Origin of the sequence: Variovorax sp. 770b2 (assembly GCF_900115685.1) — a bacterium.
Taxonomy (GTDB): Bacteria; Pseudomonadota; Gammaproteobacteria; order Burkholderiales; family Burkholderiaceae_C; genus Variovorax.
Genome location: NZ_FOXJ01000001.1, coordinates 2,967,654 through 2,994,049 on the forward strand (window position 1 = coordinate 2,967,654; position 26,396 = coordinate 2,994,049).

General features: G+C 68.4%; 26 protein-coding genes. 16 read left to right on the top strand and 10 right to left on the bottom strand.

Translation table 11 applies throughout. The annotated features are described in order from the left end of the window. Window positions 1–46: 46 nt before the first annotated feature. Window positions 47–622 (top strand): GNAT family N-acetyltransferase, encoded by a 576-nt coding sequence (locus BM133_RS13725; RefSeq protein ID WP_093434408.1) that lies wholly within the window; start codon window positions 47–49, stop codon window positions 620–622. A 7-nt stretch (window positions 623–629) separates the two neighbouring features. On the opposite strand, the gene BM133_RS13730 is transcribed toward BM133_RS13725, so the two are convergent. Together BM133_RS13730 and BM133_RS13735 are read right to left on the bottom strand one after the other, a co-directional pair. Beyond that, on the bottom strand, window positions 630–1,070 hold the full coding sequence (locus tag BM133_RS13730) for a DUF2000 domain-containing protein (RefSeq protein WP_093434410.1): 441 nt from the start codon (window positions 1,068–1,070) through the stop codon (window positions 630–632). Further along, complete coding sequence (locus BM133_RS13735; RefSeq protein WP_093434411.1) at window positions 1,067–1,813, bottom strand: TetR/AcrR family transcriptional regulator; 747 nt, start codon at window positions 1,811–1,813, stop codon at window positions 1,067–1,069. The genes BM133_RS13730 and BM133_RS13735 overlap by 4 nt, the downstream gene beginning before the upstream one ends. 284 nt (window positions 1,814–2,097) lie before the next feature. Here BM133_RS13735 and BM133_RS13740 point away from each other — a divergent pair, with 284 nt between their 5' ends. The 3 genes from BM133_RS13740 to BM133_RS13750 all read left to right on the top strand — a co-directional run bounded on the left by BM133_RS13740 (window position 2,098) and on the right by BM133_RS13750 (window position 8,116). Next, window positions 2,098–5,328, top strand: coding sequence for an efflux RND transporter permease subunit (locus BM133_RS13740; RefSeq protein ID WP_093435329.1), 3,231 nt, complete (start codon window positions 2,098–2,100; stop codon window positions 5,326–5,328). A gap of 92 nt (window positions 5,329–5,420) precedes the next feature. Continuing rightward, window positions 5,421–6,674, top strand: a complete 1,254-nt coding sequence (locus tag BM133_RS13745; protein ID WP_093434413.1) for an efflux RND transporter periplasmic adaptor subunit — start codon at window positions 5,421–5,423, stop codon at window positions 6,672–6,674. Beyond that, window positions 6,671–8,116, top strand: a complete 1,446-nt coding sequence (locus BM133_RS13750) for an efflux transporter outer membrane subunit (protein WP_177224796.1) — start codon at window positions 6,671–6,673, stop codon at window positions 8,114–8,116. Before BM133_RS13745 ends, BM133_RS13750 begins: the two co-directional genes overlap by 4 nt. Here BM133_RS13750 and BM133_RS13755 read toward each other — a convergent pair. Further along, complete coding sequence (locus BM133_RS13755) at window positions 8,096–9,181, bottom strand: alpha/beta fold hydrolase (protein ID WP_218158363.1); 1,086 nt, start codon at window positions 9,179–9,181, stop codon at window positions 8,096–8,098. The genes BM133_RS13750 and BM133_RS13755 overlap by 21 nt on opposite strands. A 258-nt stretch (window positions 9,182–9,439) precedes the next feature. Here BM133_RS13755 and BM133_RS13760 point away from each other — a divergent pair, with 258 nt between their 5' ends. Continuing rightward, on the top strand, window positions 9,440–10,201 hold the full coding sequence (locus BM133_RS13760; RefSeq protein WP_093434415.1) for a carbonic anhydrase: 762 nt from the start codon (window positions 9,440–9,442) through the stop codon (window positions 10,199–10,201). A 24-nt stretch (window positions 10,202–10,225) separates the two neighbouring features. Here BM133_RS13760 and BM133_RS13765 read toward each other — a convergent pair whose 3' ends face one another. Beyond that, complete coding sequence (locus BM133_RS13765) at window positions 10,226–11,323, bottom strand: PA0069 family radical SAM protein (RefSeq protein WP_093434416.1); 1,098 nt, start codon at window positions 11,321–11,323, stop codon at window positions 10,226–10,228. A 120-nt stretch (window positions 11,324–11,443) separates the two neighbouring features. Here BM133_RS13765 and BM133_RS13770 point away from each other — a divergent pair, with 120 nt between their 5' ends. From BM133_RS13770 to BM133_RS13795, 6 genes are read left to right on the top strand one after another with little or no spacing between them, the layout of a single operon-like run. Continuing rightward, window positions 11,444–12,046, top strand: a complete 603-nt coding sequence (locus BM133_RS13770; protein ID WP_093434418.1) for a GbsR/MarR family transcriptional regulator — start codon at window positions 11,444–11,446, stop codon at window positions 12,044–12,046. Between the two features lie 60 nt (window positions 12,047–12,106). Beyond that, a complete protein-coding gene (locus BM133_RS13775; protein WP_093434419.1) occupies window positions 12,107–12,538 on the top strand; it encodes a thiol-disulfide oxidoreductase DCC family protein in 432 nt (143 codons plus the stop codon). A gap of 59 nt (window positions 12,539–12,597) precedes the next feature. Continuing rightward, the gene (locus BM133_RS13780) at window positions 12,598–13,548 is read left to right on the top strand and encodes an SAM-dependent methyltransferase (RefSeq protein WP_093434421.1); all 951 of its coding nucleotides are present in this window, start codon (window positions 12,598–12,600) and stop codon (window positions 13,546–13,548) included. 44 nt (window positions 13,549–13,592) lie between these two features. After that, complete coding sequence (locus BM133_RS13785) at window positions 13,593–14,642, top strand: SRPBCC family protein (RefSeq protein WP_093434423.1); 1,050 nt, start codon at window positions 13,593–13,595, stop codon at window positions 14,640–14,642. After that, complete coding sequence (locus BM133_RS13790; RefSeq protein WP_093434424.1) at window positions 14,639–15,253, top strand: DUF4166 domain-containing protein; 615 nt, start codon at window positions 14,639–14,641, stop codon at window positions 15,251–15,253. Before BM133_RS13785 ends, BM133_RS13790 begins: the two co-directional genes overlap by 4 nt. Window positions 15,254–15,281: 28 nt before the next feature. After that, window positions 15,282–15,629, top strand: a complete 348-nt coding sequence (locus BM133_RS13795) for a DOPA 4,5-dioxygenase family protein (RefSeq protein WP_093434426.1) — start codon at window positions 15,282–15,284, stop codon at window positions 15,627–15,629. A gap of 16 nt (window positions 15,630–15,645) precedes the next feature. Here BM133_RS13795 and BM133_RS13800 read toward each other — a convergent pair whose 3' ends face one another. From BM133_RS13800 to BM133_RS13815, 4 genes are all read right to left on the bottom strand, one after another. After that, a complete protein-coding gene (locus tag BM133_RS13800; protein ID WP_093434427.1) occupies window positions 15,646–16,029 on the bottom strand; it encodes a DUF427 domain-containing protein in 384 nt (127 codons plus the stop codon). 15 nt (window positions 16,030–16,044) lie between these two features. Further along, entirely contained in the window at window positions 16,045–17,355 is a 1,311-nt protein-coding gene (locus BM133_RS13805) for an erythromycin esterase family protein (protein ID WP_093434429.1), read from the bottom strand. Continuing rightward, window positions 17,352–18,017: a phosphoribosyltransferase gene (locus BM133_RS13810; RefSeq protein WP_093434430.1), complete on the bottom strand. Its 666-nt coding sequence runs from the start codon at window positions 18,015–18,017 to the stop codon at window positions 17,352–17,354. Before BM133_RS13810 ends, BM133_RS13805 begins: the two co-directional genes overlap by 4 nt. Before the next feature lie 238 nt (window positions 18,018–18,255). Then, entirely contained in the window at window positions 18,256–18,912 is a 657-nt protein-coding gene (locus BM133_RS13815; protein WP_093434432.1) for a glutathione S-transferase, read from the bottom strand. A gap of 81 nt (window positions 18,913–18,993) precedes the next feature. On the opposite strand from BM133_RS13815, the gene BM133_RS13820 reads away from it, so the two are divergent. After that, window positions 18,994–20,211 carry a polyhydroxyalkanoate depolymerase gene (locus tag BM133_RS13820; RefSeq protein WP_093434433.1) on the top strand — a complete coding sequence of 406 codons (1,218 nt, stop codon included), beginning with the start codon at window positions 18,994–18,996 and terminating at the stop codon, window positions 20,209–20,211. 13 nt (window positions 20,212–20,224) lie between these two features. Here BM133_RS13820 and BM133_RS13825 read toward each other — a convergent pair whose 3' ends face one another. After that, complete coding sequence (locus BM133_RS13825; protein WP_093434435.1) at window positions 20,225–21,181, bottom strand: LysR family transcriptional regulator; 957 nt, start codon at window positions 21,179–21,181, stop codon at window positions 20,225–20,227. Between the two features lie 95 nt (window positions 21,182–21,276). Between BM133_RS13825 and BM133_RS13830 the strand changes: the two genes are divergently transcribed. The 3 genes from BM133_RS13830 to BM133_RS13840 are packed head-to-tail and all read left to right on the top strand — an operon-like array spanning window position 21,277 to window position 24,471. Further along, the gene (locus BM133_RS13830; protein WP_177224797.1) at window positions 21,277–22,392 is read left to right on the top strand and encodes an adenosine deaminase family protein; all 1,116 of its coding nucleotides are present in this window, start codon (window positions 21,277–21,279) and stop codon (window positions 22,390–22,392) included. 8 nt (window positions 22,393–22,400) lie between these two features. Further along, a complete protein-coding gene (locus BM133_RS13835; protein ID WP_093435335.1) occupies window positions 22,401–23,375 on the top strand; it encodes a Bug family tripartite tricarboxylate transporter substrate binding protein in 975 nt (324 codons plus the stop codon). A 10-nt stretch (window positions 23,376–23,385) separates the two neighbouring features. After that, the gene (locus tag BM133_RS13840; protein WP_093434436.1) at window positions 23,386–24,471 is read left to right on the top strand and encodes a nucleoside hydrolase; all 1,086 of its coding nucleotides are present in this window, start codon (window positions 23,386–23,388) and stop codon (window positions 24,469–24,471) included. A gap of 9 nt (window positions 24,472–24,480) precedes the next feature. Here the strand turns inward: BM133_RS13840 and BM133_RS13845 are convergent, their stop codons facing one another. Next, window positions 24,481–24,933, bottom strand: a complete 453-nt coding sequence (locus tag BM133_RS13845; RefSeq protein WP_093434438.1) for a CBS domain-containing protein — start codon at window positions 24,931–24,933, stop codon at window positions 24,481–24,483. A gap of 152 nt (window positions 24,934–25,085) precedes the next feature. On the opposite strand from BM133_RS13845, the gene BM133_RS13850 reads away from it, so the two are divergent. Continuing rightward, window positions 25,086–26,396, top strand: a complete 1,311-nt coding sequence (locus BM133_RS13850) for an O-acetylhomoserine aminocarboxypropyltransferase (protein ID WP_093434439.1) — start codon at window positions 25,086–25,088, stop codon at window positions 26,394–26,396.

Sequence of the window (26,396 nt, forward strand, 5' to 3'; positions counted from 1 at the left end):
GGGATGCCACGTTGACCTGCCCCGGGGCGCGTGGCACAACCGGGCGATGGCAACGCAGGCGCCCTCCCCCGACCGTTCAGGCTACCCGAGCCACCTGGCCGAGGACTGGCAGCTGGCCGACGGCACGCGCGTGCGCATCCGGCCGATCCACGCGGACGATCTCGCGATGCACACGGCGTTCGTCGCGGGCCTGTCGAACCAAACGGGTTACCACCGCCTGCTCTCGCCGCGCAAGCCCCAGCCGGACGAGCTCTGGCGCATGACCCACATCGACTACGACCGCGAGCTCGCGCTCATCGCGACCACCGTGGTCGACGGCGCCGAAGAGCAGATGGGCGTGGTGCGCTACGTGCGCGGCGATACGCCCGAGACGGCGCACGTCGCCGAATTCGCCGTGGTGATCGGCGATGCGTGGCAGCACCGCGGCGTTGCCATGAAGCTGCTGCGCAAGCTGATCGATGCGGCGGCCGCGGCCGGCGTGCAGCAGCTGGCGGACATCACGCTCTACGACAACATCGGCATGCTGGTGCTGGCGCGCAAGCTGGGGTTCAAGGTGCAGCGCGATCCGGGCAATCCGAACGTCACGCGGCTGCGGCTGGCGCTGGACGCGCCCGCGCAGTGAACAGGCCTCAGCCCAGCAACCCGAGCTTCGACACCACCTTGCCCAGCGGCTTGCGCTCGCCGACAAGCGCCACCGCCACGTAGCGAAGCGCCTGACCCTGCACCGCGGCCACGGCTTCGCCGAAGGCCGCGTAGTTGGTGGTCTGCTGGCCCTGCACCGGAAAGTCGATCACGTCGCACGCGGTCGTCGCCATGGCCTTGTGGCGCACCGCGGCCAGTTCGTCCTGGCTCGCGCCGAGCACGGCGATGCCGATCGGGATGAGGCCCGGATGCACGCCGCCCGACGCATCGACCAGCGGCGCGCCGACCAGGCCCGGATGGCGCTGGCCCACGGTGAGCGCCACCACGGCCGCGGCATTGGCCGCGAGCCCGGCGGGCAAGGCGTTGTCGACGACGATCACGCAGCGCTCTGGCAACGTGGACGAAAGAGAAGGTACGGAGTCGTTCATGAAGAGGTCTTGCGAGATTTTGAAGACGGGGAAGATGGCGATGAAGGCGCGTCGAGCCGCCGCAGCGCATGGCCCACTTCCGCGCGGAACTGGGAGAGCGCGTGCAGCGACGCATCGGCAGGCACGAGGGCGCTCCACAAGAGGTCGGTGAGTTGCGAGGCGGTCTGCTCGATGTCGGGTTTCTTGCCGGAGACCACGTAGTCCCAGAGCACGTGCTCCATCGAACCGAACACCATGTCGCGCACGAGCCGCAGCGGCACGCCGTCCCGCAGCTCGCCGGCCTCGCGCGCGGCGGCCAGCGCATGCATGAACGGCGCGGTGTAGCGGCGCTTGAGGTCGGCGATGACGCCGCCGAACGCCGCGTCGGCCGTGCGTCCTTCGCTCAGCACCAGCGCGCAGATGCCGGCGCCCTCGCCCATCAGGTTGACCAGGTGCTTGCGCACGACGAAGGCCAGCTGCGCGCGCAGGCCATTGAGCTGCGGCAACTCGCGCTCGACCTCCCCGCAGATCTGGTCGTACCAGCGGCGGATGACCTCCAGGCACAGCGCTCGCTTGCTGCCGAAGTAGGTGAACACGGTGGCCTCGGAGACGCCCAGGCGCTGGGCGATCTCCAGCGTGGTGGCGCGCTCGAAACCCTTCTCGGCGAAGACTTCCCTGGCTACCGCGAGCAGGCTCTCGATGCGGCGGCCGGATTTTTCGCTGCGCGCGGCACGCGGCGCCTTCGTGATGGCATCTTGGGGCATTTCTGATTATTTTTGAGTGTCACTTGATCATAGCCCCCTCTTGAAACCATTGAATACAAGATTGAATTGAGCACCACTTGAAAACCTTCGCCTCGTCGCGCCGGATGAGCGGCAGGCCCCCGGGCGGTGCCCGGCGCCGCGCGCCGACACCCCGCAATTAGCAGCCGGACCCTGTCCACATGCAGCCTTTTGGTAAAGCACCACACCCAAAGAAATGGCGGCAGCAAACTTAAATCTACTTCCTTATGATGCGAAACCTTTTTCCGCCGGAAGCAGAGAGAACCCTGTCCATGGTCCAGCTCGCGTTGCGTCGTCCTTACACCTTCATCGTCATGGCGATGCTGATCGTGCTGGCCACGCCCTTTGTCCTGGCGCGCATGGCCACCGACATCTTTCCGGAGATCAACATCCCGGTGGTCAGCGTCATCTGGAACTACACGGGCCTGCCGGCCCAGGAGATGGGCCAGCGCATCTCGGGCCAGGTCGAGCGGGGCCTCACCACCACGGTGAGCGACATCGAGCACATCGAGTCGCAGTCGCTGGCGGGCGTGTCGATCATCAAGGTGTTCTTCCAGCCCACGGCCAACATCGAGATGGCGATCTCGCAGGTGGTGGCCTCCATGCAGGCGCAGGTGCGGCAGTTGCCGCCGGGCATCACGCCGCCGCTGGTCATCAAGTATTCGGCCTCCAGCGTGCCGGTGATCCAGCTGGCGCTCTCCAGCCCCACGCGCTCTGAAAACTCGCTCTTCGACGCCACCGTCAACCAGCTGCGCCCGCAGCTCATCACCGTGCCGGGCGCGGCCATTCCCTTTCCCTACGGCGGCAAGAACCGCCTCATCTCGGTCGACCTGGACACCCAGGCGATGCAGGCGCGCGGCCTCACGCCGGCCGACGTGGTGAACGCGGTCAACACGCAGAACCTGATCCTGCCCTCGGGCACCGCCAAGTTCGGTGCCACCGAATACAGCGTGCGCATGAACGGCTCGCCCGACGCCATCGCGGGCCTGAACGACCTGCCGGTGCGCACCGTGAACGGCGCCACCACGTACCTGCGCGACGTGGCCTTCGTGCGCGACGGCTTCTCGCCGCAGACCAACATCGTGCGCCAGGACGGCGTGCGCGGCGTGCTGCTGTCGGTGCTCAAGAACGGCGGCGCCTCCACGCTGGACATCGTGGCGAACATCCGCGGCATGCTGCCGATCGCCACCCAGTCGATGCCGCAGGACATCAAGGTCACGCCGCTCTTCGACCAATCGGTGTTCGTGAAGGCGGCCGTCAAGGGTGTGGTGTTCGAGGCCATCCTGGCCGCCGCGCTCACGGCCGCGATGGTGCTGCTGTTCCTGGGCAACTGGCGCAGCACGCTGATCATCGCGATCACGATTCCGCTGTCGATCCTGGCCTCGATCCTGGTGCTGTATTCGCTGGGCGAAACGCTCAACCTCATGACGCTGGGCGGGCTGGCGCTCTCGGTGGGCATCCTGGTGGACCAGGCGATCGTGACCATCGAGAACATCGAGCGCCACCTGCACATGGGCACGCCGCTCCGGGAGGCCATCGAGGTCGGCGCGGGCGAAATCGGCAGCGCCGCCTTCGTCTCCACGCTGTGCATCTGCATCGTGTTCGTGCCGATGTTCTTTCTCTCGGGCGTGGCGCGCTTCCTGTTCGTGCCGCTGGCCGAGGCGGTGGTGTTCGCGATGCTGGCCTCCTACCTGCTCTCGCGCACGCTGGTGCCCACGCTGGTGATGCTGCTGATGGGCGGCGTGCATGCGCAGCCGGCCGAAGGTGCCGTGGCCAAGAAACCCAGCGCACTGCAGCGCGTCTACCAGAGCTTCGACCGCCGCTTCGAGCGCGTGCGCCGCGCCTACACATTGCTGCTGTCGGTGGTGCTTTCGAAGCGCGGCGGTTTCATCGGCCTCTTCCTGGGCTTCTGTCTTCTTTCCTGCCTGCTGTACCCGGCGCTCGGCCGCGACTTCTTCCCGACCGTGGATGCAGGCCAGATCCGCCTGCACGTGCGCGCGCCCACCGGCACCCGCATCGAGGAAACCGCGCGCCTCACGGACCAGGTGGAAGTGGCCATCCGCGAACTGGTGCCGGCCGACCAGCTGGAAACCATCCTGGACAACCTGGGCATTCCCAACAGCGGCATCAACCTCTCGTACAGCAACGCCGGCACCATCGGCACCTTCGACGCCGAACTGCTGCTCTCGCTGAAAGACGGCCATCGGCCCACCGAGGAATTCGTCTCGCTGTTGCGCGCGGAACTCCCCAAGCGCTTTCCGGGCATCGAGTTCTTCTTCCAGCCGGCGGACATCGTCACGCAGATCCTGAACTTCGGCCTGCCCGCGGCCATCGACGTGCAGTTCAGCGGCAACGACACGGCCGGCAACGCGGCGCGCGCGGCCGAACTGACCAAGGCGATCAAGCAGATTCCGGGCGCGGTCGATTCACACGTGCACCAGCGGCTCGATGGCCCCAGCCTGAACCTGCAGATGGACCGCACGCGGCTGCAGCAGTACGGCCTCACGGCGGCCAACGTCGGGCAGAACGTGCTGATCGCGCTCTCGGGCAGTTCGCAGACGGCGCCGGCCTTCTGGCTCAATCCGGTGAACGGCGTGGTCTACAGCATCGCTGTGCAGACGCCGCAGTACAACGTCGACTCGCTCGATTCGCTGCTCAACATCCCGGTGGGCACGGGCGGTGCTGCGGCGGCCGGTGGCGCGTCGCAGCAACTGCTGGGCAACCTGGTCGAAGCGCAGGCGTCGCGCCAGCCGGCGATCCAGTCGCGCTACAACATCGCGCCGGTCATCGACGTCTACGTGAGCGTGCAGGGCACCGACCTCGCGAGCGTGGCCTCCAAGGTGCAGGTGCTGGTCGACGAGATGCGGCCCAAGCTCTCGCGCGGCAGCCAGGTCACCATCCGCGGGCAGGTCCAGACGATGCAGTCGTCGTTCATCGGCCTGGGCGTGGGGCTGGTGATGGCCATCGTGCTGGTGTACCTGCTGATCGTGGTCACCTTCCAGTCGTGGCTGGACGCGGCCATCATCATCACCGCCCTGCCCGCGGCGCTCGCGGGCATCGCGTGGATGCTCTTCATCACCGGCACCACGCTGAGCGTGCCCGCGCTCACCGGAGCGATCATGACCATGGGGGTGGCCACGGCCAACTCCATCCTGCTGGTGTCGTTCGCGCGGGAGCGCCTGCAGGCCGGCATTCCGCCGCTCTCGGCAGCGCTGGAAGGCGGCGCCACCCGCATCCGCCCGGTGCTGATGACGGCGCTGGCCATGATCATCGGCATGATCCCGATGGCGCTGGGCCTGGGCGAAGGCGCCGAGCAGAACGCGCCGCTGGGCCGTGCGGTCATCGGTGGCCTGCTTTTTGCCACGGTGTCGACATTGTTTTTCGTACCCGCCGTGTTCGCGGGGGTGCACAGTCGGCTTGCGCACCGCAAGGCGGCACGCGAAGAAGCCGGCCATTCGGCGCAACCGCCAGCGGGCGCAGCGCCCCAGGAGAACTAGCACTTGACCCCCACGCCCATTCACTTCGTGTATTCGCTGCCCCCCGGGGGGGCCGCAGCTCGCCTTGGGAGCGGCCCGGCGCCGAGCTGGTCATGACGGAGCAACGCCACTCGGCATTGGCCATCCACCCCATCGCCGCCGAAGAGGGCGAAGGCGAACTGCTGCGCCGCCGGCAGATCGTGAAACGCACGCGCTGGCTCGTCGTGATCGTGCTCGTGCTGCTGGCCCTCGGTGCGGCGCGCACGGTGTTCGTGCGCATCGCCAACGCGCGCGCGCTCGAAGCGGGCACGACCGAACGCGCCAGGCTCTATGTGCAGACCGCGCTGCCGCGAACGCCCACCGCCGGCCAGACGCTGGCGCTCCCGGGCACGCTGCAGGGCTTCGTGCAGTCGCCGATCTCGGCGCGCGCGAGCGGGTATCTGAAGCGCTGGACCAAGGACATCGGCAGCCGCGTCGAAAAGGGCGAGCTGCTGGCGGAAATCGAAACGCCCGAAATCGACCAGCAGCTCTCGCAGGCCATCGCCGCGCGCGCGCAGACGGCTTCGGGCCTCGCGCTCGCGCAGAGCACGGCCGAGCGCTGGGAGAGCCTCCGCAAGAAAGACGTGGTCTCCCAGCAGGACCTGGACGAGCGCCGCAGCGCCGTCGCGCAGGCCACCTCGAACGTGGCCGCCGCCGATGCCAACGTGCAGCGCCTGAAGCAGACCGAGGGCTTCAAGCGCGTCGTCGCGCCGTTCGCGGGCGTCATCACGCGCCGCAACGTCGACGTGGGCGACCTCATCGACGCGGGTGCGGGCGGCGGTGCCGGGCGCGCGCTCTTCATGCTGGCGCAGACCGATCCGCTGCGCGTGTACATCAACGTGCCGCAGGCCTATGCGCAGCTCGTGAAGGCCGGCCAGCCGGTGGTGGTGACGCAGGCCGAGCTGCGCGGCCAGACCTTCAAGGGCGAAGTGGCGCGCACCTCGGGCGCCATCGACGCGACCACGCGGATGATGCAGGTCGAGGTGTCGCTGCCCAACCGCGACGGCGCGCTGCTGCCGGGCGCCTACGTGCAGGTGTCGCTGCCGCTGGCCGCGGCCCGCACGATCACGGTGCCGGCCAACGCGCTCCTGTTCCGTGCCGAGGGCACGCGCATCGCGGTGGTCGATGCACAGGGCCGCATCGGCCTGCGCGCGGTGACGCTGGGCCGCAACTACGGCGAGAACGTCGAGGTGACCGACGGCCTCGGCAACAACGACCGCATGGTGCTCAACCCCTCCGACTCGCTGGCCGAAGGCGACGTGGTGACGGTCGCGCCGGACGAACCCGCTCCTGCTGCGAAGGCAGCCACGAAGAAGGAACCGGCGTGAGACTGCGGGTCATTGCCGCCGCCATCGCGGCCCTGCTGGCCGCGGGCTGTGCGGTCGGCCCCGACTACAAGGCGCCCGAGACCCCGCTGCCCGTCAGCTGGACGCTGGAGGCGCCCTGGCGCCAGGCCACGCCGAACGACGTGGCCGACAAGGGCCCGTGGTGGAAGCGCTTCAACGACGCACAGCTCGACGCGCTGCAGGACAGGGCCCTGGCCGGCAGCCCGACGCTGGTCATCGCCAATGCGCGGCTCGCCCAGGCACGCGCCAATCTCGACGCCAACGCGGCCAGCCGCTTCCCGCAGCTGGGCCTGGGCGCCCGCGCTTCGCGCCTGAAGATTTCCGCCAACCGGCCGCTCACCAACTACGCGACCAGCAATGCGTCGACAGTGCAGAACGACTTCGCGCTGTCGCTGAACGCCAGCTACGAGCTCGACCTGGCGGGCCGCGTGCAGCGCACGGTCGAAGGCGCGACGGCCTCGGCCGAGCAATCGGCCGCGGACCTGGCGAACACGCGCCTCGTGCTCACCGCCGACGTGGCGAACAACTACTTCAACCTGCGCTCGACCGACATCGAACTGGACGTGCTCTCGCGCTCCATCGGCCTGCAGCGCCGCGCGCTCGAGCTGGTGACGGCGCGGCACGACCTGGGCGCCATCTCGGGCCTGGACGTGGCGCAGCAGCAGGCGCTGCTGGAGACCACGCTGACGCAGGTCGATGTGCTGAGAAAGCAGCGTGCGCAGTACGAGCACGCGCTCGCCACCCTCACCGGCACGCCGGCGCCGAGCTTCGCGCTGCCTGCGGACCTGCGCGAGATCCGCCCGCCCGCGGTGCCGCTCGGCGTGCCCTCCGAAATCCTCCAGCGCCGGCCCGACGTGGCTTCGGCCGAGCGTTCGATGGCCGCCGCGAATGCGCAGATCGGCGTGGCCACCGCGGCCTTCTATCCGAGCTTCATCATCTCGCCGACCGTGGGCGTGGACAGCCGGTTGATCGAGTCGCTGTTCAACGGGCCGAGCCTCCTGTGGTCGGTGGGCGTGTCGGCCACGCAGGTGCTGTTCGACGGCGGCCGCGTGCGCGCGAACGTCGATTTCGCCAAGGCGGGCTACGACGCGACCGTGGGCAACTACCGCCGCACGGTGCTCACCGCGATGCAGGAGGTGGAAGACGGCATCACCGGCCTCTCCGCGCTCGACAGCGCCGCCACGCAGGCGCAGGCCGCCGTCGCCGCCGCGCGCCGCGTGCTCGACATGGCGACCAGCCGCTATGAAGGCGGCGCCTCGACGTACCTGGACGTCATCACCGCGCAGCAGTCGCTGCTCACGGTCGAGCGGCAGGCCGCACAGCTGCAGGGGCAGCGCCTCTTGACCGCGGTGTTTCTCGTGAAGGCGCTGGGCGGCGACTGGGAAGGTGCAGCCACCCTCGGCTCAGTCGCGCGAAAGGAATGACAGCATCGCGTCGCCGAACTCGGCGGGCCGCTCCATGTGCGGCATGTGCCCGACGCCTTCGAACACGATGACCTTCGCGTTGGGCATGGTGCCTGCGATGCGCCTGGCGTTGTCGGCATTGAAACCCATGCCCGCGCCGAGCTCGGGTGTCGTGTAGGGCTTGCCGGGCGCGTTGTGGTCGTTCGCGCCCATGATGAACAGCGTGGGCGTGCGCACCAGCGGGTACTCGTGCACCACCGGCTGGTCGTGGATCATCTGGTAGGTCTGCACGAACGAGCGCACCCAGCGCGGGTACTCGCCGCTCAGTTTCAGGCGCTCGCGCAGCACCACGAAGGGCTCGACGGCTTCCGCGGGGAGCGACAGCGAATAGGTGTCGCGCAGGAAGCTGCGGTACGCGGCGGCCGACAGCGCGTACTCGCGGTCGTAGAGGAACTGGTCGGTCACGGCCGGCACCGTCTGCCGGTAGTCCTCCAGGCCGACGGGCGCCTCCAGCACCAGCTTGCGCACGCGCTTCGGGTAGGTCCGCGTGAAGCGCACCGCGAGCATGCCGCCCAGCGAATGGCCGACGACATCGACCTCGCCGATGCCCAGCGCATCGAGCAGCGCGGCGGTGTTGCGCGCGTACATGTCGAAGGTGAAGTGCACATCGGGCTTGCTGCTGCGGCCGAAGCCGATCTGGTCGGTGGCGATCACGCGGTACCCGGCCGCGGCCAGCTTGCGCATCACGCCTTCCCAGTAGCTCGCCGGGAAATTGCGCCCGTGCAGCAGCAGCGCCGTGCGGCCGTTGGCGGGGCCCGTGGGGGCGAGGTCCATGTAGGCCTGTCGCACGGTTTCGCCTTCGAGCGCGAACTCGTGAAAGCGCACGGGAAAGGGATAGGGCCAGCCTTCCATCGCGATGCCCAGCGGTTCCAGGGCCGGCTGCGCCGTCGCAATGACAGGCGCGCCGACCAGGAGACCCAGCAGGACCGGCACCGCGAGGCGTTGCCACGCCATGCGGCCTCTGCGGTGAGCGGTGGCGCGCCCATCGGAGACCTCGGAGACCTCGGAGATTGCTTCGTTCGACATATCCAGAAAAACCTGTTCGATGTTGAGCGTCATGCGGCGCATGCGCAAGGAGTCGAACTGTGGACCCGTTCCGGTTGGCGTGCGAGGCGCTGAGTGGAAAGCTGTCTTGCGGCAGGGGAAAACGCTGCCGGTCGAAACGAACGATTGCGCGCCGCGGGTTCCTTCCGAAGTGGTAGAAGGCTTCCCGGAAAGCGGGCGCCGGTCGGCGGTTCCGCTCTTCGCTGTTCGCACTCCAACACTCAAAAGAAAGAACAAACAATGGCACTGCATCTCTCGATCTTCAAGCTCGCCATCGGCGGCCTGATCGCCACGGCGGCACTCGCCGCATCGGCCGAGGACGCGCACACGCACTGGGACTACCGGGGCAAGCTCGGCGCCAAGGCATGGGGCGACCTGGAGCCGGGCTTCGCGACCTGCAAGCTCGGCAAGCACCAGTCGCCGATCGACATCAAGGCGCGCCAGGCGAAGAAAGGGGCGCTCGCGCCCATCCGGTTCGACTACGCCGAGGGCGGCGGCGAGACGGTCAACACCGGGCACACCATCCAGGTCAACCTGGCCAACGGCGGCACCCTTCATCTGGCCCAGGGCGACTTCAAGCTCGTGCAGTTCCACTTCCACACGCCGAGCGAAGAGCGGATCGACGGCAAGGCCTATCCGATGGTCGCGCACCTGGTGCACAAGAGCGATGCGGGCCAGCTCGCGGTGGTCGCGGTGCTGCTGAAGGAAGGCCATGAAAACCCGGCGCTGAAGTCCGTGTTCGATGCCCTTCCGTCCAAGGCCGGACAGGCCGAGCCGTTGAAGGTGGCGCTGAACCCGTCGGACCTGCTGCCGGCCAGGCGCGACTACTACCACTTCACCGGATCGCTGACCACGCCGCCGTGCAGCGAAGACGTGAGCTGGCAGGTACTCAAGCAGCCGGTGGAAATTTCCAGGGGCCAGCTCGCGGCCTTTCGCAAGCTCTACCGGATGAATGCACGCCCGGTGCAGCCGCTGAACGGCCGCGTGCTCGAGCAGAGCTGAGCGACGTCACCGCATGCAGGGTCGCTAGAACAGATTGCCCTGCCCCACCGCGCCGGGCGGCCGGAACGCGGTGATGTCCAGCGGAATGCGCTCGCGGTTGAAACCCAGGCGCTTCGTCGCCTTCTGGAAGCGCTGGTGGATCAGGTCGGCCCAGAGGCCGCTGCCCTTCATGCGCGTGGCGAAATCGGCGTCGTAGTCCTTGCCGCCGCGCATCTCGTGGATGCGCGCCATGATGCGGTCCGCGCGCTGCGGGTAGTGCAGCGAGAGCCACTCCTTGAAGAGCGGCGCCACCTCCCACGGCAGCCGCACCACCGTGTAGAAGGCGCTGCGCGCGCCGGCCTCCCAGGCGGCCTCGAGCACGTGCTCCATGTCTTCGGTGACGAAGGGAATCTGGGGCGCCACGCTCACGCCCACCGGCACGCCCGCCTCGGCCAATGTGCGGATGGTGCGCAGCCGCCGGTGCGGCGCGGCGGCGCGCGGCTCGAGCTTGCGGGCGAGTTCGCCGTCGAGCGTGGTCACCGTGATGTACACGGCCACGAGGTGCTCGGCCGCCATCGGCGCGATCAGGTCGAGGTCGCGCTCGATAGCACTCGACTTGGTGACGAGCGCGAACGGGTGCCGCACTTCGTTGAGCAACTCGATGACCGAGCGCGTGATCCGCAGCTCGCGCTCGATGGGCTGGTAGCAGTCGGTGGCGGTGCCGATCGCGATGTAGCTCGGCTTGTAGCTCTTGCGCCTCAGCTCGGCACGCAGCACTTCGACGATGTTGCGCTTGGCGATCAGCTTGGTCTCGAAATCCAGGCCGGGCGAGAGATTGAGGTAGCTGTGCGTGGGCCGCGCGAAGCAGTAGATGCAGCCGTGCTCGCAGCCGCGGTACGGGTTGAGCGAACGGTCGAAGTAGATGTCGGGCGAATCGTTTTCGGTGAGCACCGATTTCACGTCCTCGAAGCGCACCTCGGTCGCAAGGGGCATGAGTTCGTCGGCCTCGGCCACACCCTCTTCGAGCGTGCCCCAGCCGTCGTCGAAGGCGTTGCGCTCGTCCTTGGAGAACCGGTGCGCCAGCCGCGTGGCCGCGCCTCGGCCCTTGATGATGTGGATGGGAACGGGGGATGCGGGTGGCATGGGTAAATCCTCGCGGTGGAATTCACTGTTTATTCATACAGTATTCCACCATTTCTCGGCGCCTGGTGATTTTTCTATTTCTCTATTGACAGAAATTTAAGAAATCCTAGACTCGGCTGCATGGAACTCACAGAAATTCAACGCAAGTTCGTCGTCCACTGGGGCGAAATGGGCTCCATGTGGGGCGTGAACCGCACCGTCTCGCAGATCCACGCCCTGCTCTTCGCCCACGGCAAGCCGATGCATGCCGAAGAGCTCTCCGACACTCTGGGCGTGGCCCGCTCCAATATCAGCAACAGCCTGAAGGAACTGCAGGCCTGGAACCTCGTGCGCGTCACCCACATCCTGGGCGACCGGCGCGACTATTTCGAGACCAGCGTCGACGTGTGGGAACTGTTCCGCACCGTGGTGCGCGAGCGCAAGGAGCGCGAGTTCGACCCCACCATCCGCGTGCTGCGCGAGCTCGTGTCCAGCCCCGATTTCCAGAAGGAGCCGGCCGATGCGCAGGACCGCATCCGCTCCACCATGGACCTCATGAACAAGCTCGCCACCTGGGCCGACGAGATGCTGCGCCTGTCGCCCGGCACGCTGGACAAGGTGCTCACGCTCGGGGCCAGCGTGCAGAAATTCGTGCGCGGCGATACGGCGCTCACGGCGCCCGCCGCACCGGCGGGCAAGGGCGACGACCCGGACGCGCACCACGCCAGCCTGCCGATGATCTGAGTCGTCTTTTTTTGCCCATTTATTTCTGTTTTGACTGAAATATCGAGAACCAAGAACATCATGACCCGCATCGCCGCCACGACCTGTCCGCTGACCGTCTACTACGACGCCACCTGCCCGCTCTGCGTGGCCGAGATGGGCGCGATGCGCGCACGCGATGCCGCCGGCCGGCTGAACCTGGTCGACTGCTCGCCCGTCGGCTTCGCCTCCGGTCCGGCGCCGCGCGAGGCGTTGATGACCGCGATGCACGCGGTCGATGCGAATGGCCGCGTGCTGTCCGGCGTCGCGGCGATCCGCGCCTGCCGCGCCGCCGTGGGCCTGCCCGCCGGCGGTGCACTGCTCGACCTGCCGCTCGTCGGCGCCCTTGCAGACCGCGCCTATGCCGTGCTCGCGCGCAACCGCTACCGCCTGCCGCGCTGGCTCGTCGCGCGCCTGGCGGGCCGCGGCGCCATCGCGCCCGCCAACTGCGCCGACGACCACTGCCGCCTTTGAACCGATCACGCTGTCACACCCCCAGGGAATTCCAAGAACCAAAGTCCGAAAGATCCTCGATGCCCACCGTCTTCCAGCCCGACTTCCGCATGCCCTCCACCGCGCCCCAGGCTTCGGCGCATGCCACCAGTGCGCCCATCACGGCCGAGGACACACAGGACTACTTCACCGAAGTGGCGGTCGACTACAGCGCCTGGAGCCCGAGCTACAACATGCACTTCGGCTTCTGGCGCGCGGGGCTCAACCCGCTGCGCCGCGAGGGCATGCTGGTGGAGATGAACCGTGCCGTCGGCCGCGCGCTGCGGCTCGATGAATCGCAACCCGCCACAGGCATGCGCCGCTGCGTGATCGACATGGGCTGCGGCGCCGGCGCCACCGCGCGCACGCTGGTCGGCGACGACGCATCGCTCTACGCGGTCACCGTCACCAACGTGCCGGTGCAGAACCGCATCGCCGCGCGGCTCGATGCGGCGGCCGGCGTGGCCGACCGCGTGGCCCACATCGAGGCCGACTACACCCGCACGGGCCTGCCCACCGCGCAGGCCGACGGCGCCTGGGCCGTGGAGAGCGCCTGCTACGCCGAAGGCACCGCCAAGGCCGATTTCGTGCGCGAGGCCGCGCGCCTGCTCAAGCCCGGCGCGCGGCTCGTGGTGGTCGATGGCTTCCTCTTGCGCAAGAACCCCGGGCGCATCGCCCACTGGCTGCACCGCCTCTGGGCCGACAGCTGGGCCGTGCCCACGCTGGCCACGCGCGACGACTTCACCGCCGCCCTCGGCAACAACGGCTTCGAGGACATCGAATTCAAGTCGCTGCGCTGGCGCGTCGCACCCAGCGCGCTGCACATCCCGGTGCTGGCCACGCGCTTCACGCTGGCCGAACTCTGGAAGGCACGCGGCAGGCTGAGCCCGTGGCGCCGCAAGCACATCGTGGCGAGCTATTGCGCGCTCGCGCTGGGCATGTTCTGGCGCGACTTCGACTACTGCATGGTGACCGCCACGCGCAGCCACTGAAAACGCATCGGCTGATAAAGACACAAAGAGGAGAAGACGTTTCCATGAGCACCGACCCCGAAGAAAGCAGGCTCTCCGAGCTCGCGCCTTTAGCCGCCGATCCGAACGCCGCCGAAGAGACACCCCGCCGCCGCATGCCCTTCGCCTGGTTCTGGCCGCTGCTGGCCGGCGCGGGCGCGGCGCTCGTGCTTCGCATCGCCTTCAGCGGCGGGCCGGGCCATCCGTTCTCGGCGATGCTCGGCTCCTTCATCTACTTCGCCCCCGCGGTGTGCGGCGCGGTCACGGTGTACATGGCCGAGCGCATCGAGCGGCGCAGCTGGGGCTACTACATCTGGGCGCCGTGGGTGTCGACCGCGCTCTTCGTCATCGGCACCCTGCTCGTGTTCATCGAAGGGATGATCTGCGCCGTCGTGATCGTGCCGCTCTTCGCCGTCATGGGCAGCGTGGGCGGCCTGGCGATGGGGCTGGTGTGCCGCGTCACCAATTGGCCCAAGCCCGCGCTCTACAGCTTCGCGATGCTGCCGCTCGCGCTCGGTGCCATCGAGCCGCACCTGCCCAATCCCGACCGGTTCTCCAACACCTCGCGCACGCTCTTCATCGCAGCACCCGCCGAGCGCGTGTGGCACGAGCTGAACAATGCGCGCGCCATCCGGCCCGCCGAAGTCGACGATGCCTGGGCCTACCGCATCGGCGTGCCGCTGCCGCTGGCCGGCGTGACCGAGGAGACGCCCGAAGGCCGCGTGCGCAAGGTGCTGTGGCAGAAGAACGTGCACTTCGAGGAGGTCATCACCGAGTGGCAGCCCGGCCGCCTGCTGAAGTGGCGCTACCGCTTCGCGCCGGATTCGTTCCCCGCCGGCGCGCTGGACGACCACGTGATGATCGGCGGCCAATATTTCGACCTGCGCGACTCGGCCTTCACGCTGACGCCGCGCGATGGCGGCACGGAGTTGCGCGTGGACGTGTCGTGGCGCGTGAGCACGCGCTTCAACTGGTATGCGGACCGGGTCGCAGGCTTCCTGCTGGGCGATGGCGCGGAGCACATCCTGCATTTCTACAAGGCGCGCAGCGAAGGCGTCGTGGCGGTGGCGGGATGACGCAGCCCGTCTTTCAACAAGCGCTCGGCCCGGCCTGGGAACGCCTGGGCGAGGTGATCCGCCGTCACTACGCGATGGCACCGTTCTCCGACGACTGCGTGTGCGTCCGCGGCACGATGAACGAGGTCCACCACGCACCGTGGGCCGCGCTGCTGATGCCCTTCGGCCGCCTCTTCGGCGCGCTCGTGCCCTACACCGGCACCGACGTGCCGATCGAGGTGCACTACCGCTGCCACCCCGACGACGCGAACCTCTACTGGGACCGCGTCTTCCACTTCGCAGGCCGCAAGCCCTTCCACTTCCGCTCGCACATGGAACACGCCGCGGCGCAGGGGGCCGAGGTGATCGAGTACGTGCGTTTCGGCATCGGCATGCGCCTCGCAGTGAGCGCGGAAGACGGCGCACTGGTGTTCCGCGACAAGGGCTACATCTGGCGTGTCGCGGGCCTCAGCATCCCGCTGCCGCTCGGGCTCTTCATGGGCACCGCCTATGTCGAGGAGCGGCCCGACCCGTCGAGCCCCGACCACTTCACGATGAAGATGCTGCTGCGCCATCGCTGGTTCGGCGACGTGTTCCGCTACAGCGGGCGTTTCCAGCTGCCTCGCGGTTGAAGCCCCTTGAGGCCACAATGCGCACACCATGCCGCGCCGCCCCGAAAACCTCTACCCCCAGTACCACGCCCACGTCTACTTCGCCCCCGCCACGGTGGCGCAGGCGCGTGAATTCTGCGAACGCGCGGGCCACGAGCTGATGGTGGTCGTGGGCCGCGTGCACGAGCGGCTCGTGGGGCCCCATCCGCACTGGAGCTGCCAGCTCGCATTCGATGCGGCCGAGTTCGACCAGGTCATCGCCTGGCTCGATGCCAACCGCAACGGCCTGGACATCTTCGTGCACGGCGTGACGGGCGACGACCTCGCCGATCACACGACGCACGCGATGTGGCTCGGCGAGGAAAGCGCGCTCGACCTGCGGATGTTCCGGCGCTAGCCAGGCGCCTCTCGCCTCATGGCAGGCTGCGAATGCGCAGTGCCGCCGAGGCCGTTTCATCGAAGGCCAACCGGCCCGCCAATGCCTGGTGTTCGTCGTAGGGGGTCTCGTAGCTCCAGGCCACGTCCTTCGCGTGCCTGTGGCGCGTCTCGGCGTCGAAGTAGCTGGCCTCGCCCTTGAAGGGGCACTCGGTGACGGTGGCCGAAGGCTTCAGGAACTCCATCCGGGTATCCTCGCGCGGAAAATAAAAGCGCGGCGGGTGGCCGTCCTCGTCGACGCGCAGCACGTTGCGGGAGTCGGCCACGGTTTCGCCGTCGATCTCCACCGTCATGCGTGCATCGACGATCGACTCGTCCACCCGGTGCCCGGGGTGGTTCTGATGGCCTGGGGATTTGCTCATGGGTCTGTTCCTCGTTCAGGTTCCAAAGGGATAGGTTTCGGGCGCGTCGGCGGCGGCGTGCCATGCGGCGTGCCGGTCCAGCGGGCGCACGGCGTGGGTCTCGTCCAGATGAACCAGCGCATCGAACTGGCGCGCGGGCTCGGCATCGAAGTAATGGCTCTGCCGCTCGGTCTCGGGCCGGTAGATCACGCCGATGGCGCGCTCCAGCAGGGTCTCGCGCAGCACCTGCACGTGAGCGCCGTCGCCGCGAAGCGGCAGCACGAAGCGCCCGATGCCGGTGTCGTGCAACAGGCGCTCCACGCTCCCCGGCAACGAGGGCCGCACGCGCTTGTGTTCGACCTCCGCGTCCCAGTCGGAGGCGGCCGTGACCGTGCCGGCGTGCGTCGTGAAGCCGACCAGGAAGGCATCGTCGCCAAGCCGTTCACGCACCAGTTGCCCCAGATTCAATTCACCGCGGTGCCGTCCCATCTCGGTGGCACGCGCGTCGCCGACGTGGGAGTTGTGCGCCCAGACGACGACCTTCGCCGCGGCGCCATCGCGGGCGAGGTGCCGCTCCAGCGCCTGGAGCGTCTCGGCCATGTGCGTATCGCGCAGGTTCCAGCTGGAGACATTGCGCATGTACATGCGGCGGTAGTACGACTCCGCGTTGCGCACGAGGCGCGCATTCTGTTCGGCGTCGAAGGCGGCCTCCGCCTCGCCGAGGTTCGCGCGCAGGTCCACCAGCATCGCAACGACCGCCTCCTCGCAGTCTTCGGCGCCGCGCAGGCCGGTCATCATTCCGTAGACCTGGCTGTCCTGGCCGAAGCGGTCGAAGCAGGCGTAGCGTTCGCGCGCGAGCGCTGCCAGCGCCGGGTGCTCGCGTGCGAGATACGCCAGCACCTTCTCGATGGAAGCGTGCAGGCTGTACATGTCCAGCCCGTAGAAGCCGCACTGCAACGCGTCCGCGCGGCCGGCATTGGCGGCGCGAAGCCAGTCGGAGAAACCGGCCACGTCGGTGTTGCGCCACATCCAGGTCGGGAACCGGCGAAAGCCCGCGAGCGCCTCGGGCGCCGAGGCGTCGGCGCTTTTTCCGCGGACGTAACGGTCGACGCGGTAGGCGTCGGGCCAGTCGCCCTCAACGGCCACCGCGCGAAAGCCGCGCTCGGCGATCAGGCGCTGCGTGATGCGGGCACGCTCGCGATAGAACTCGTGCGTGCCGTGAGAAGCCTCGCCCAGCAGCACGATGCGCGCATCGCCGACGAGGCCGAGCAAGGCCGCGTGGTCGTCGCCCTGCGAGAGCGGCAGCGCAGCCGCGCGAAGTGCCTGGATGTCCGCGCGAAGGGTCATGGCATGGCGTGCGCTTCGGGCGCGAACTCGCGGGCCGCGGCCAGCAGGCGGCACACCTCTGGGTCGGTGGTCTGCGAGAAATCGTCGTACCACGCGCCCACCGCCACGAAGGGATCGGGGCATTGCACCCACAGCACCTCGTCGGCCTCGCCCCGCAGCGAAGCCAACGCCTCGGGCGAGACAACGGGCGCCGCCGCGATCACCGCGGCGGCATGCCGCGCCCTCACCGCGCGAACGGCGGCCCGCATGGTCGCGCCGGTGGCCAGCCCGTCGTCGACCAGCAGCACCTTGCGCCCGCGAACATCGTGCGCGGGGCGGCCGCCGCGGTAGGCGCGCTCGCGCCGCTGCAGTTCCGAGCGCTCGGTGCGCGCCACGGCCTCGATCTCTGCCGGGCTCAGGCCCAGCAGCCGCACGAGGCCATCGTCGATCACCGTCACGCCGCCGCTCGCGATCGCGCCGAAGGCGTATTCGCCGTGCCCCGGCACGCCGAGCTTGCGCACCACCTGCACATCGAGCGCCAGGGCAAGGCGCCTGGCCGCCTCGAAGGCCACCGGCACCCCGCCGCGCGGCAGCGCCAGCACCAGGGCGTCCGCGAACCCGCCATGCTCGAAGAGCACCTGCGCCAACTGCTGGCCGGCCTGTGCGCGATCGCCAAATGTCATGCCTTCGCTCCTTTGTCGGAGCTTTCACTCTGCGCGCACGCGGGCGGACGTCTGTCGGAAGGAACGTGAATGAATGTAGGAATACCCGGACCCGGCGAAAGCCGGTGCGCGGGCTGCGGCTGTGCCAAGGGCGGCCCTGCGGGGCGGCCTTTGCGGCACGGGCGCCCGGCCGCCGGCAGGCCTCACGGCATCGCCGATGCTTTCGCCAGACCCTCGGCCTTGACTGCCAGCGCTTCTTCTAGAACTCCGCGTCCAGCTCGTCGATCTCCTCGGGCTCCTGCTTGGCGGCAGCGACCCACTCCTTCATCGCCGGCAGTTCCATCACGCGCTTGCAATAGGCCGCGCAGGTGCTGTCGAGCGCCACGTCGTAGCTGAGGAAGCGCGTGACCACCGGGGCATACATCGCATCGGCGATGCCCGGCTGCTTGCCGAACAGGAACGGCCCGCCGTAGGCCTTGAGGCACTCGTGCCAGATGGCCACGATGCGGTCGATGTCCGCCTGCGCGCGCGACCACACCTTGAAGTTCTTGAAGTGGGCCTTGATGTTCATCGGCAGCGCGCCGCGCATCGATGCGAAGCCCGAATGCATCTCGCCGCAGATCGCGCGGCAGTGCGCGCGGGCCGCCGCGTCGGCTGGGAGGAGGCCGGCCTTGGGCTTGATCTCGTTGAGGTATTCGCCGATGGCCAGTGTGTCCCACACCTTCACGCCGCCGTTCTGCAGCGAGGGCACCAGCATCGACGACGAGAGCAGCAGCATCTCGGCCTTCATGGCCGGATCGTCGGGCGGAATGATCTTCTCGCTGAAGTCCAGCCCGGCCAGCCTGCACATCAGCCAGCCGCGCAACGACCACGCACCGTAGTTCTTGCTGCTGATGGTGAGAACGGGTTTGGCCATCGGGAAGCTCCTTGACGTTGCATGCCTTGCGTGCAAGCCCCATGCCACCCGGTTGGCCCGCAACTTGCCTGCACCCAGGGCATGCTGTACCGGGCCTACCAGAACCAAGCCGACCTTTTCTCGCCCTCCCGGCTCGCGGCGCAGTACTGGGGCAAGGCCCTCTGGAAAGACGGCACCGACCGCACCATGATGCGGCGCCTGGCCGCCCAGTTCGAGGTGTTCTCGCGCATGCGGCTGACCCACTCGCGGCCCGCCTACAACATCGACACCGTGACGGTCGATGGCAAGGAAGTGCTTGTCCACGAAGAGAAAACCCTGGTCTCGCCTTTCGGAACGCTGTTGCACTTCCGCAAGGACATCCAGGCCGTGCACCCGCCCGTGCTGCTGGTTGCACCACTGTCGGGCCATTTCGCGACGCTGCTGCGCGAAACCGTGCGCACCCTGCTGCGCGACCACGACGTCTACCTGACCGACTGGCACAACGCGCGCGACGTCCCGCTGTGGCACGGCGGCTTCAGCCTGGACGACTACACGCTGCAGCTCATCAGGTTCCTCGAGGCCATCGGCCCGGGCGGGCACATGGTCGCCGTCTGCCAGCCCTGCGTGGCCGCGCTGGCGGCCACCGCGCTCATGGCGGAAGACGACAACCCCGCCACGCCGCGCAGCCTCACGCTGATGGCGGGCCCGGTCGATTGCCGCATCAACCCGACCGGCGTGAACGTGCTCGCCACGAGCAAGCCCATCGAGTGGTTCCGCCGCAACCTCATCAGCCACGTGCCGTGGCCGCATGCGGGCGCGATGCGGCGCGTGTACCCGGGCTTTCTGCAGCTCTCGGCCTTCATGAGCATGAACCCCGAGCGCCACAAGAAGCAGTTCCAGGACATGTTCCAGCACCTGGTGGAAGGCGACATCGAGAAGGCCCGCACCATCGGCACCTTCTACGACGAGTACCTCGCGGTGAACGACCTGCCGGCCGAGTTCTACCTGGAGACCGTGGAGCGCGTGTTCCAGACCTACGACCTGCCGCGCGGCGTGCTCACCGTGGGCGACCGCACGGTGAACCCCGCGGCCATCCGCCGCACCGCGCTGCTCACGGTCGAAGGCGAGCGCGACGACATCTGCGCGGTCGGCCAGACCGTGGCCGCGCAGGACCTGTGCACCGGCATCCGGCCGTACCTGAAGACGCACCACCTGCAGGCGGGCGTCGGGCACTACGGGGTGTTCAGCGGCAGCAAGTGGAACGCGCAGATCTATCCGCGGGTGCGCGAGACGATCCACGCGGCGGCGGAACTGCACTGATCCGCTGTCGGGATCAGCGCCGACCGCGCGTGCCCTTCGTCATGCGGCGCAATGTCGGTTCTCCGGCCTGCGGCAGCTTGTCGCGCAGGAACGCGATCAGCTCCTGCGCCACCACATTGCGCATCGGCCCCGGCAGGTAGGCCAGCACCACGCGGCGCTCGATGCGCGGCTTGAGCAGCGGCAGCACCACCAGTTCGGGATCGCGCAGCGACGAGGTGTACAGGCGCGGCATCAGCCCCAGCGCCTGGCCGCTGCGCACCAGCGCGTAGAGCGTCTCGGAATAGCTCACCCGGTAGGGCTCCGCGCCCTGCGCGAACTGCGCGCGCGCCGGGTTGCCCAGCGCCGGCATGCTGCCGCTCTCGAACAGCACCAGCCGTTCCTTGCCAATGGCCTCCCAGTTCGCATCGCCGGCCGCGGCCAGCGGATGGTCGCGGCGCACCACCAGCACCAGCGGATCGCGGAAGAGGTCGATGCAGATGAGGCCGTTCGGCGGCTCGGTGATGGCGGCCACCGCCATGTCCAGCTGGCCGCTGCGCAGCTCGGCCAAGAGGGTGGTCGAGGGTGCGTCGCGCCAGGCCAGCTCGACCTCGCGCTGGCCGCCCTGCCCGAGGAATTCGCTCACGACCGCGGCGACGCGCGCGCTGGCCGAGGGGATCACGCCCATGCGCACGAAGGCGCGGCCGCGCTGCACGGTGCTTTCGATGTCGCGCAGCGCCACCTCGAAGGTGTTGACCAGGAAGTCGGTGCGCGCGAGCACCTCGGCGCCCACGGGCGTGAGTTCCAGGCGGTGGGTGGAGCGGGTGAGGAGCTCCGCGCCGAGCAGCTTTTCCATCTGCTTGATCGCATTGCTCAACGCGGGCTGCGTGATGGACAGGCGCCGCGCCGCGCGGCCGAACTGGCCCTCCTCCACCAGCACCGAGAAGAACTGCAGCTGGCGCAGCGTGAGCGCACGCAGGGGCAAGGTGGCCATGGCATCTCCGGTCGCCGGTGGTTATTGATCCGGCGAATCAAATTATAGAAATTCAAAATTTTCCTTATGAGCTTCGGCTCCCTAGACTGGTCAACATGACCAGCCCGCACTCGCCGCCACACTCGCCGCCACGCTCGCCGCTTTTGACGCTCGAATCGTTCCTGCGAGCCATCCCGAAGGTCGAGTTGCACTGCCACCTGTTCGGCACCGTGCGCCACGAGACCTTCAAGCAGCTGAACCTGCGCGCCGGCGCGCCGCTGGCGGCCGACGAGATCGAGGGCTTCTACACGCGCGGAGAAAAACCGGTCGGCGTGCTGCGGGTGCTGCGCGCGCTCGACGCGCAACTGGTGCGCGGCCCGGGTGACCTCTACCAGCTCACGCTCGAATACCTGCAGGACGCGGCCTCGCACAACGTGCGCTACGCCGAGTTCTTCTGGAACCCGACCGGCACGGTGCACGGCTCGGGCATTGCGTACGCGATGGCGCAGGCCGCGATCGTGCGCGCGGTACAGGATGCGCAGCAGGAGTTCGGCATCACCGGCCGGCTCATCGCCGCCATCGACCGCGAGGCGAGCCCGGAGGCGGCGGTGGAGATGGTCGAGTGGGTCAAGGCGCACCGCTGCGACGAAGTGATCGGCATCGGCATCGACTACCGCGAGGTCGACCGGCCGCCCGAGCTCTTCACGGAGGCCTATGCCGCGGCGAGGAAGGCGGGCCTGAAGACCACCGCGCACGCCGGCGAATTCGGCATGCCCTGGACCAATGTGCGCACCGCGCTCGACGTGCTGCAGGTCGATCGCATCGACCACGGCTACACGGTGGTCGACCAGCCCGACTTCGCGCGCCAGTGCGCCGAGCGCGGCGTGCTCTTCACCGTGGTGCCGACCAACTCGTACTACCTGCGCACGCTGCCGCCCGAGCGCTGGGCCCTGGACCACCCCATCCGCCGCATGCCAGGCCTCGGCCTGCGCATCCACCCCAACACCGACGACCCGACGCTGCACAAGGTCACGCCCACCGGCGCGTGGCTGATGATGGCGCGCGACTTCGGCTTCGGCCTGGACGACCTGCGCGGCTTCATGCACAACGGCCTGGACGGCGCATGGATCGACGACACGCAGCGCCGCGAATGGCGCACGCAATGGAGCGAGGCGTTCGACACGCTGCGCGCCCGCATCGACACAGAACCCACTCCCTCCAACCACGATTGACCCACGCCATGCACACGCCCCGCCGCCTGCTTCTTGCCGCCGCACTTTGCGCCCTCCCTGTTGCGGCCTTCGCGCAGGCGTGGCCCACCGCCAAGCCCATCACGCTGATCGTTCCCTACACGGCCGGCGGCAGCGTGGACGTCAACGCCCGCCTCGTCGCGCAGCGGCTCGGCGAGCGGCTCAAGCAGTCGGTCGTCATCGACAACGTGAGCGGCGCGGGCGGTGCCATCGGCGTGGCCAAGGCCGTCAACGCGACGCCCGACGGCTACACGCTGGTGGTCGGACCGGACAGCGCCATTGCCATCGGCAAGCTGGTGAACCCGACGGCCTTCCGCTTCGATCCGCTGAAAGACCTGGCACCGGTGGGCCTGCTCAACACCGCGCCGATGGTGCTGGTCGCGCGGCCCGGCCTGGAGGCGCAGACCTTCGCCGATTTCGTGAAGCTCGCCAAGGCCAAGCCGGGCCAGTACAACTACGCGACGTCGGGCGTGGGCACCGTGCTGCAGCTGGCGATGGAACTGCTCAAGGAGCGCAGCGGCATCTTCGTCACGCACGTGCCGTATCGCGGCGGCGCGCAGATCGCCACCGACGTGATCGGCAACCAGGTCGACCTGGCGATGCTGGTGAGCACCAGCGCCATTCCGCATGTGAACGGCAAGCGCCTGAAGGCGCTGGGCATCACCGGCAACAAGCGCCTGGCCGCGCTGCCCGGCGTGCCCACCTTCGACGAGATGCCGGGCCTGAAGGGCTACGACATGGTGAGCTGGACCGGCATCTTCGCGCCCGCGAAAACGCCGCCGGCCGTGGTGGCGCACATCAACCAGGAACTCAACGCGGTGCTGCAGGAAGAAGGGGTGCGCAACAAGCTGATGGAACAAGGTGCGTTGCCGGGCAGCGGCACGCCGGAATCGTTCGGCAAATTCGTGCAGGCCGAATACGCGCGCAACCAGAAGATCGTGCAGACCGCCAACATCAAGGAGTGAGCGCGTGCCGATGACCAAGACCTTGCTGACCCGCCGCGCACTCGTTGCCGCCGCCGCCAGCCTTGCCGGCGCAGCCTTCGCGCAAGCCAACTCGCCCGCTGCGCTGGCGCAGGCCCTGGCGGGCACACCGGCCACGCGGCTGCCGCCCGTGTCTGGCAAGCGCCAGGTCATCATCGACACCGACCCGGGCCAGGACGACGCCATCGCGCTGCTGATGGCGATGGCCGCCACCGATCGGCTCGACATCAAGGCGCTGACCGTGAGCGTTGGCAACCTGCCGCTCGCCGTGACCGAGAAGAACGCGCGCATCGTGCGCGACTGGGCCAACCGGCCGGAGATTCCGGTCTATGCGGGCTACCCGCGCCCGCTGGTGCGCGAGCCCATCTTCGCGGACGACGTGCACGGCAAGACCGGCATGGAAGGCCCGGCGCTGCACGAGCCCCGCGGACCGCTCATGCCCACGCATGCGGTGCAATACCTCGTCGAGACACTGCGCGCCGCGGCGCCCAGGAGCATCACGCTCGTGGGCCTCGGCCCGCTCACCAACTTTGCGGCTGCGCTCAATTCGGCGCCCGACATCAAGCCGGCGATTGCCGAGATCGTGGTGATGGACGGCTCCTGGGGCGTGGGCGGCAACATCACGCCCGCGGCCACCTTCAATGTCTATGCCGACCCGGAAGCGGCTTCGATCGTGTTCCGCAGCGGCGTGCCGGTGACGGCCATGTCGCACGACGCGGCGCGCCGCGTGCTGCTCACGCCCGAGCGCATCGTGCCCTTCCGCGCCATGGGCAACAACGCCGGCAAGGTGGTGGCGGACATTTTCGATTCGATGGTGGCCTACGGTGTGCGCCGCCGCGGCGTGGCGGCCGGCCCGATCTACGACCCGTGCGTCATCGCCTATCTGCTCGCGCCCGAGCTCTTCAAGGGCGCGAAGGTGAGCGTGGACGTGGAGACGAAGGGGGAGTTCACGACCGGCGCCACGGTGGTCGACTTTCGCGGCTACAACCGCCGCGCGCCCAATGCGCTGTGGATCAGCGAGGCCGACACCGAAGGCTTCTACGCGCTGCTGCGCGCGCAGATCGCGCGGCTGCCCTGAACGCGGGGCTCAACCGGTCTTTTCGTCTTCGGCCGGCCAGTCGCGGATGTAGGCCTTGAGCATCTTGTTCTCGAAGTTCTGGCTGTCCACCACGGCCTTGGCCACGTCGTAGAAGCTGATCACGCCCATCAGCATGCGCTTGTCCATCACGGGCATGTAGCGCGCGTGGCGCTCCAGCATGATGCGGCGGATTTCGTCCAGGTCGGTTTCCAGCGTGCAGGTGACGGGGGCGTCGTCCATGGCCTTGCGCACCAGCGTGGTCCCCACCTCGCCGCCGTTGCCCACGATGGCCACGATCACTTCCCGGAAGGTGAGCATGCCCACCAGGTCGCCATGCTCCATGACCACCAGGGAGCCGATGTCCTTTTCCGCCATCGTGGTGGCGGCCTCTGCCAGCAGGTCGTCTGGCGTGATGGTGAAGAGCGTGTTGCCCTTGACGCGAAGGATGTCGCTGACTTTCATCGTGTGCTCCTCTCGGACTCTCGAACTCTCTTGCTGGGCGGTGTGCCGATTTGAATATAGCCCACAATCGACGCCGACCTGAACGCCCCTGTCGCCCACGCATGCTTTGCAGACGTAACGGGGCATTGCGAAGAGACAACAGAAAGGCCCTCATGCCCGGCTATTCCGACCCCGGTTTCGACACCCTCGCGCTGCACGCCGGCGCCTCGCCCGACCCCGCCACCGGCGCACGGGCGGTGCCGATCCACCTGACCACCTCCTTCGTCTTCGAGTCCAGCGACCATGCGGCCGCGCTGTTCAACCTGGAGCGCGCGGGCCACGTGTATTCGCGCATCAGCAACCCGACCAACGCGGTGCTGGAGCAGCGGGTGTCGGCGCTGGAAGGCGGCATCGGCGCCATCGCCACCGCGAGCGGACAGGCGGCGCTGCACCTGTCGATCGCCACGCTGATGGGCGCGGGCTCGCACATCGTGGCGAGCACGGCGCTCTACGGCGGCTCGCAGAACCTGCTGCACTACACCATGCGCCGCTTCGGCATAGCGACCACGTTCGTGAAGCCCGGCGACCTGGACGGCTGGCGCGCCGCGGTGCGGCCCGAGACCAAGCTCTTCTTCGGCGAGACCGTGGGCAACCCCGGACTGGACGTGCTCGACATCCCGGCCGTGAGCGACATCGCGCACGAAGCCGGCGTGCCGCTGCTGGTCGACTCGACCCTCACCTCGCCCTACCTCATCAAGCCCTTCGACTGGGGCGCCGACCTGGTCTATCACTCGGCGACCAAGTTCCTCTCGGGCCACGGCACGGTGATCGGCGGGATCGTGGTGGATGGCGGCAGTTTCGACTGGGAGAAGTCGGGCAGGTTCGCCGAACTCACCGAGGCCTACGACGGCTTCCACAACATGGTGTTCAGCGAAGAGAGCACCGTCGGCGCCTTCCTGCTGCGCGCGCGCCGCGAAGGCCTTCGCGACTTCGGCGCCTCGATGAGCCCGCACACCGCGTGGCTCATCCTGCAGGGCATCGAGACGCTGCCGCTGCGCATGGAGCGGCACATCGACAACACGCAGAAGGTGGTGGAGTTTCTCGCGAGCCATCCGTTCGTCTCGCGCGTGGGGCATCCGCTGATCGAATCGCACCCGAGCCATGCGCTCGCGAAGAAGCTGCTGCGCCACGGCGCGCGCGGCGCGGGCGCGGTGTTCAGCTTCGACATCAAGGGCAGCCGCGCGCAGGGCAAGGCCTTCATCGAGGCGCTCAAGCTCTTCAGCCACCTGGCCAACGTGGGCGACTGCCGCAGCCTGGTGATCCATCCGGCGAGCACCACGCACTTCCGCATGACCGACGAGGCGCTGGCGGGCGCGGGCATCTCGCAGGGAACGATTCGCCTGTCGATCGGGCTGGAAGACCCGGCCGACCTGATCGACGACTTGAAGCGCGCCCTGAAGGCCGCGGAAAAGGCGGGGGCCTGA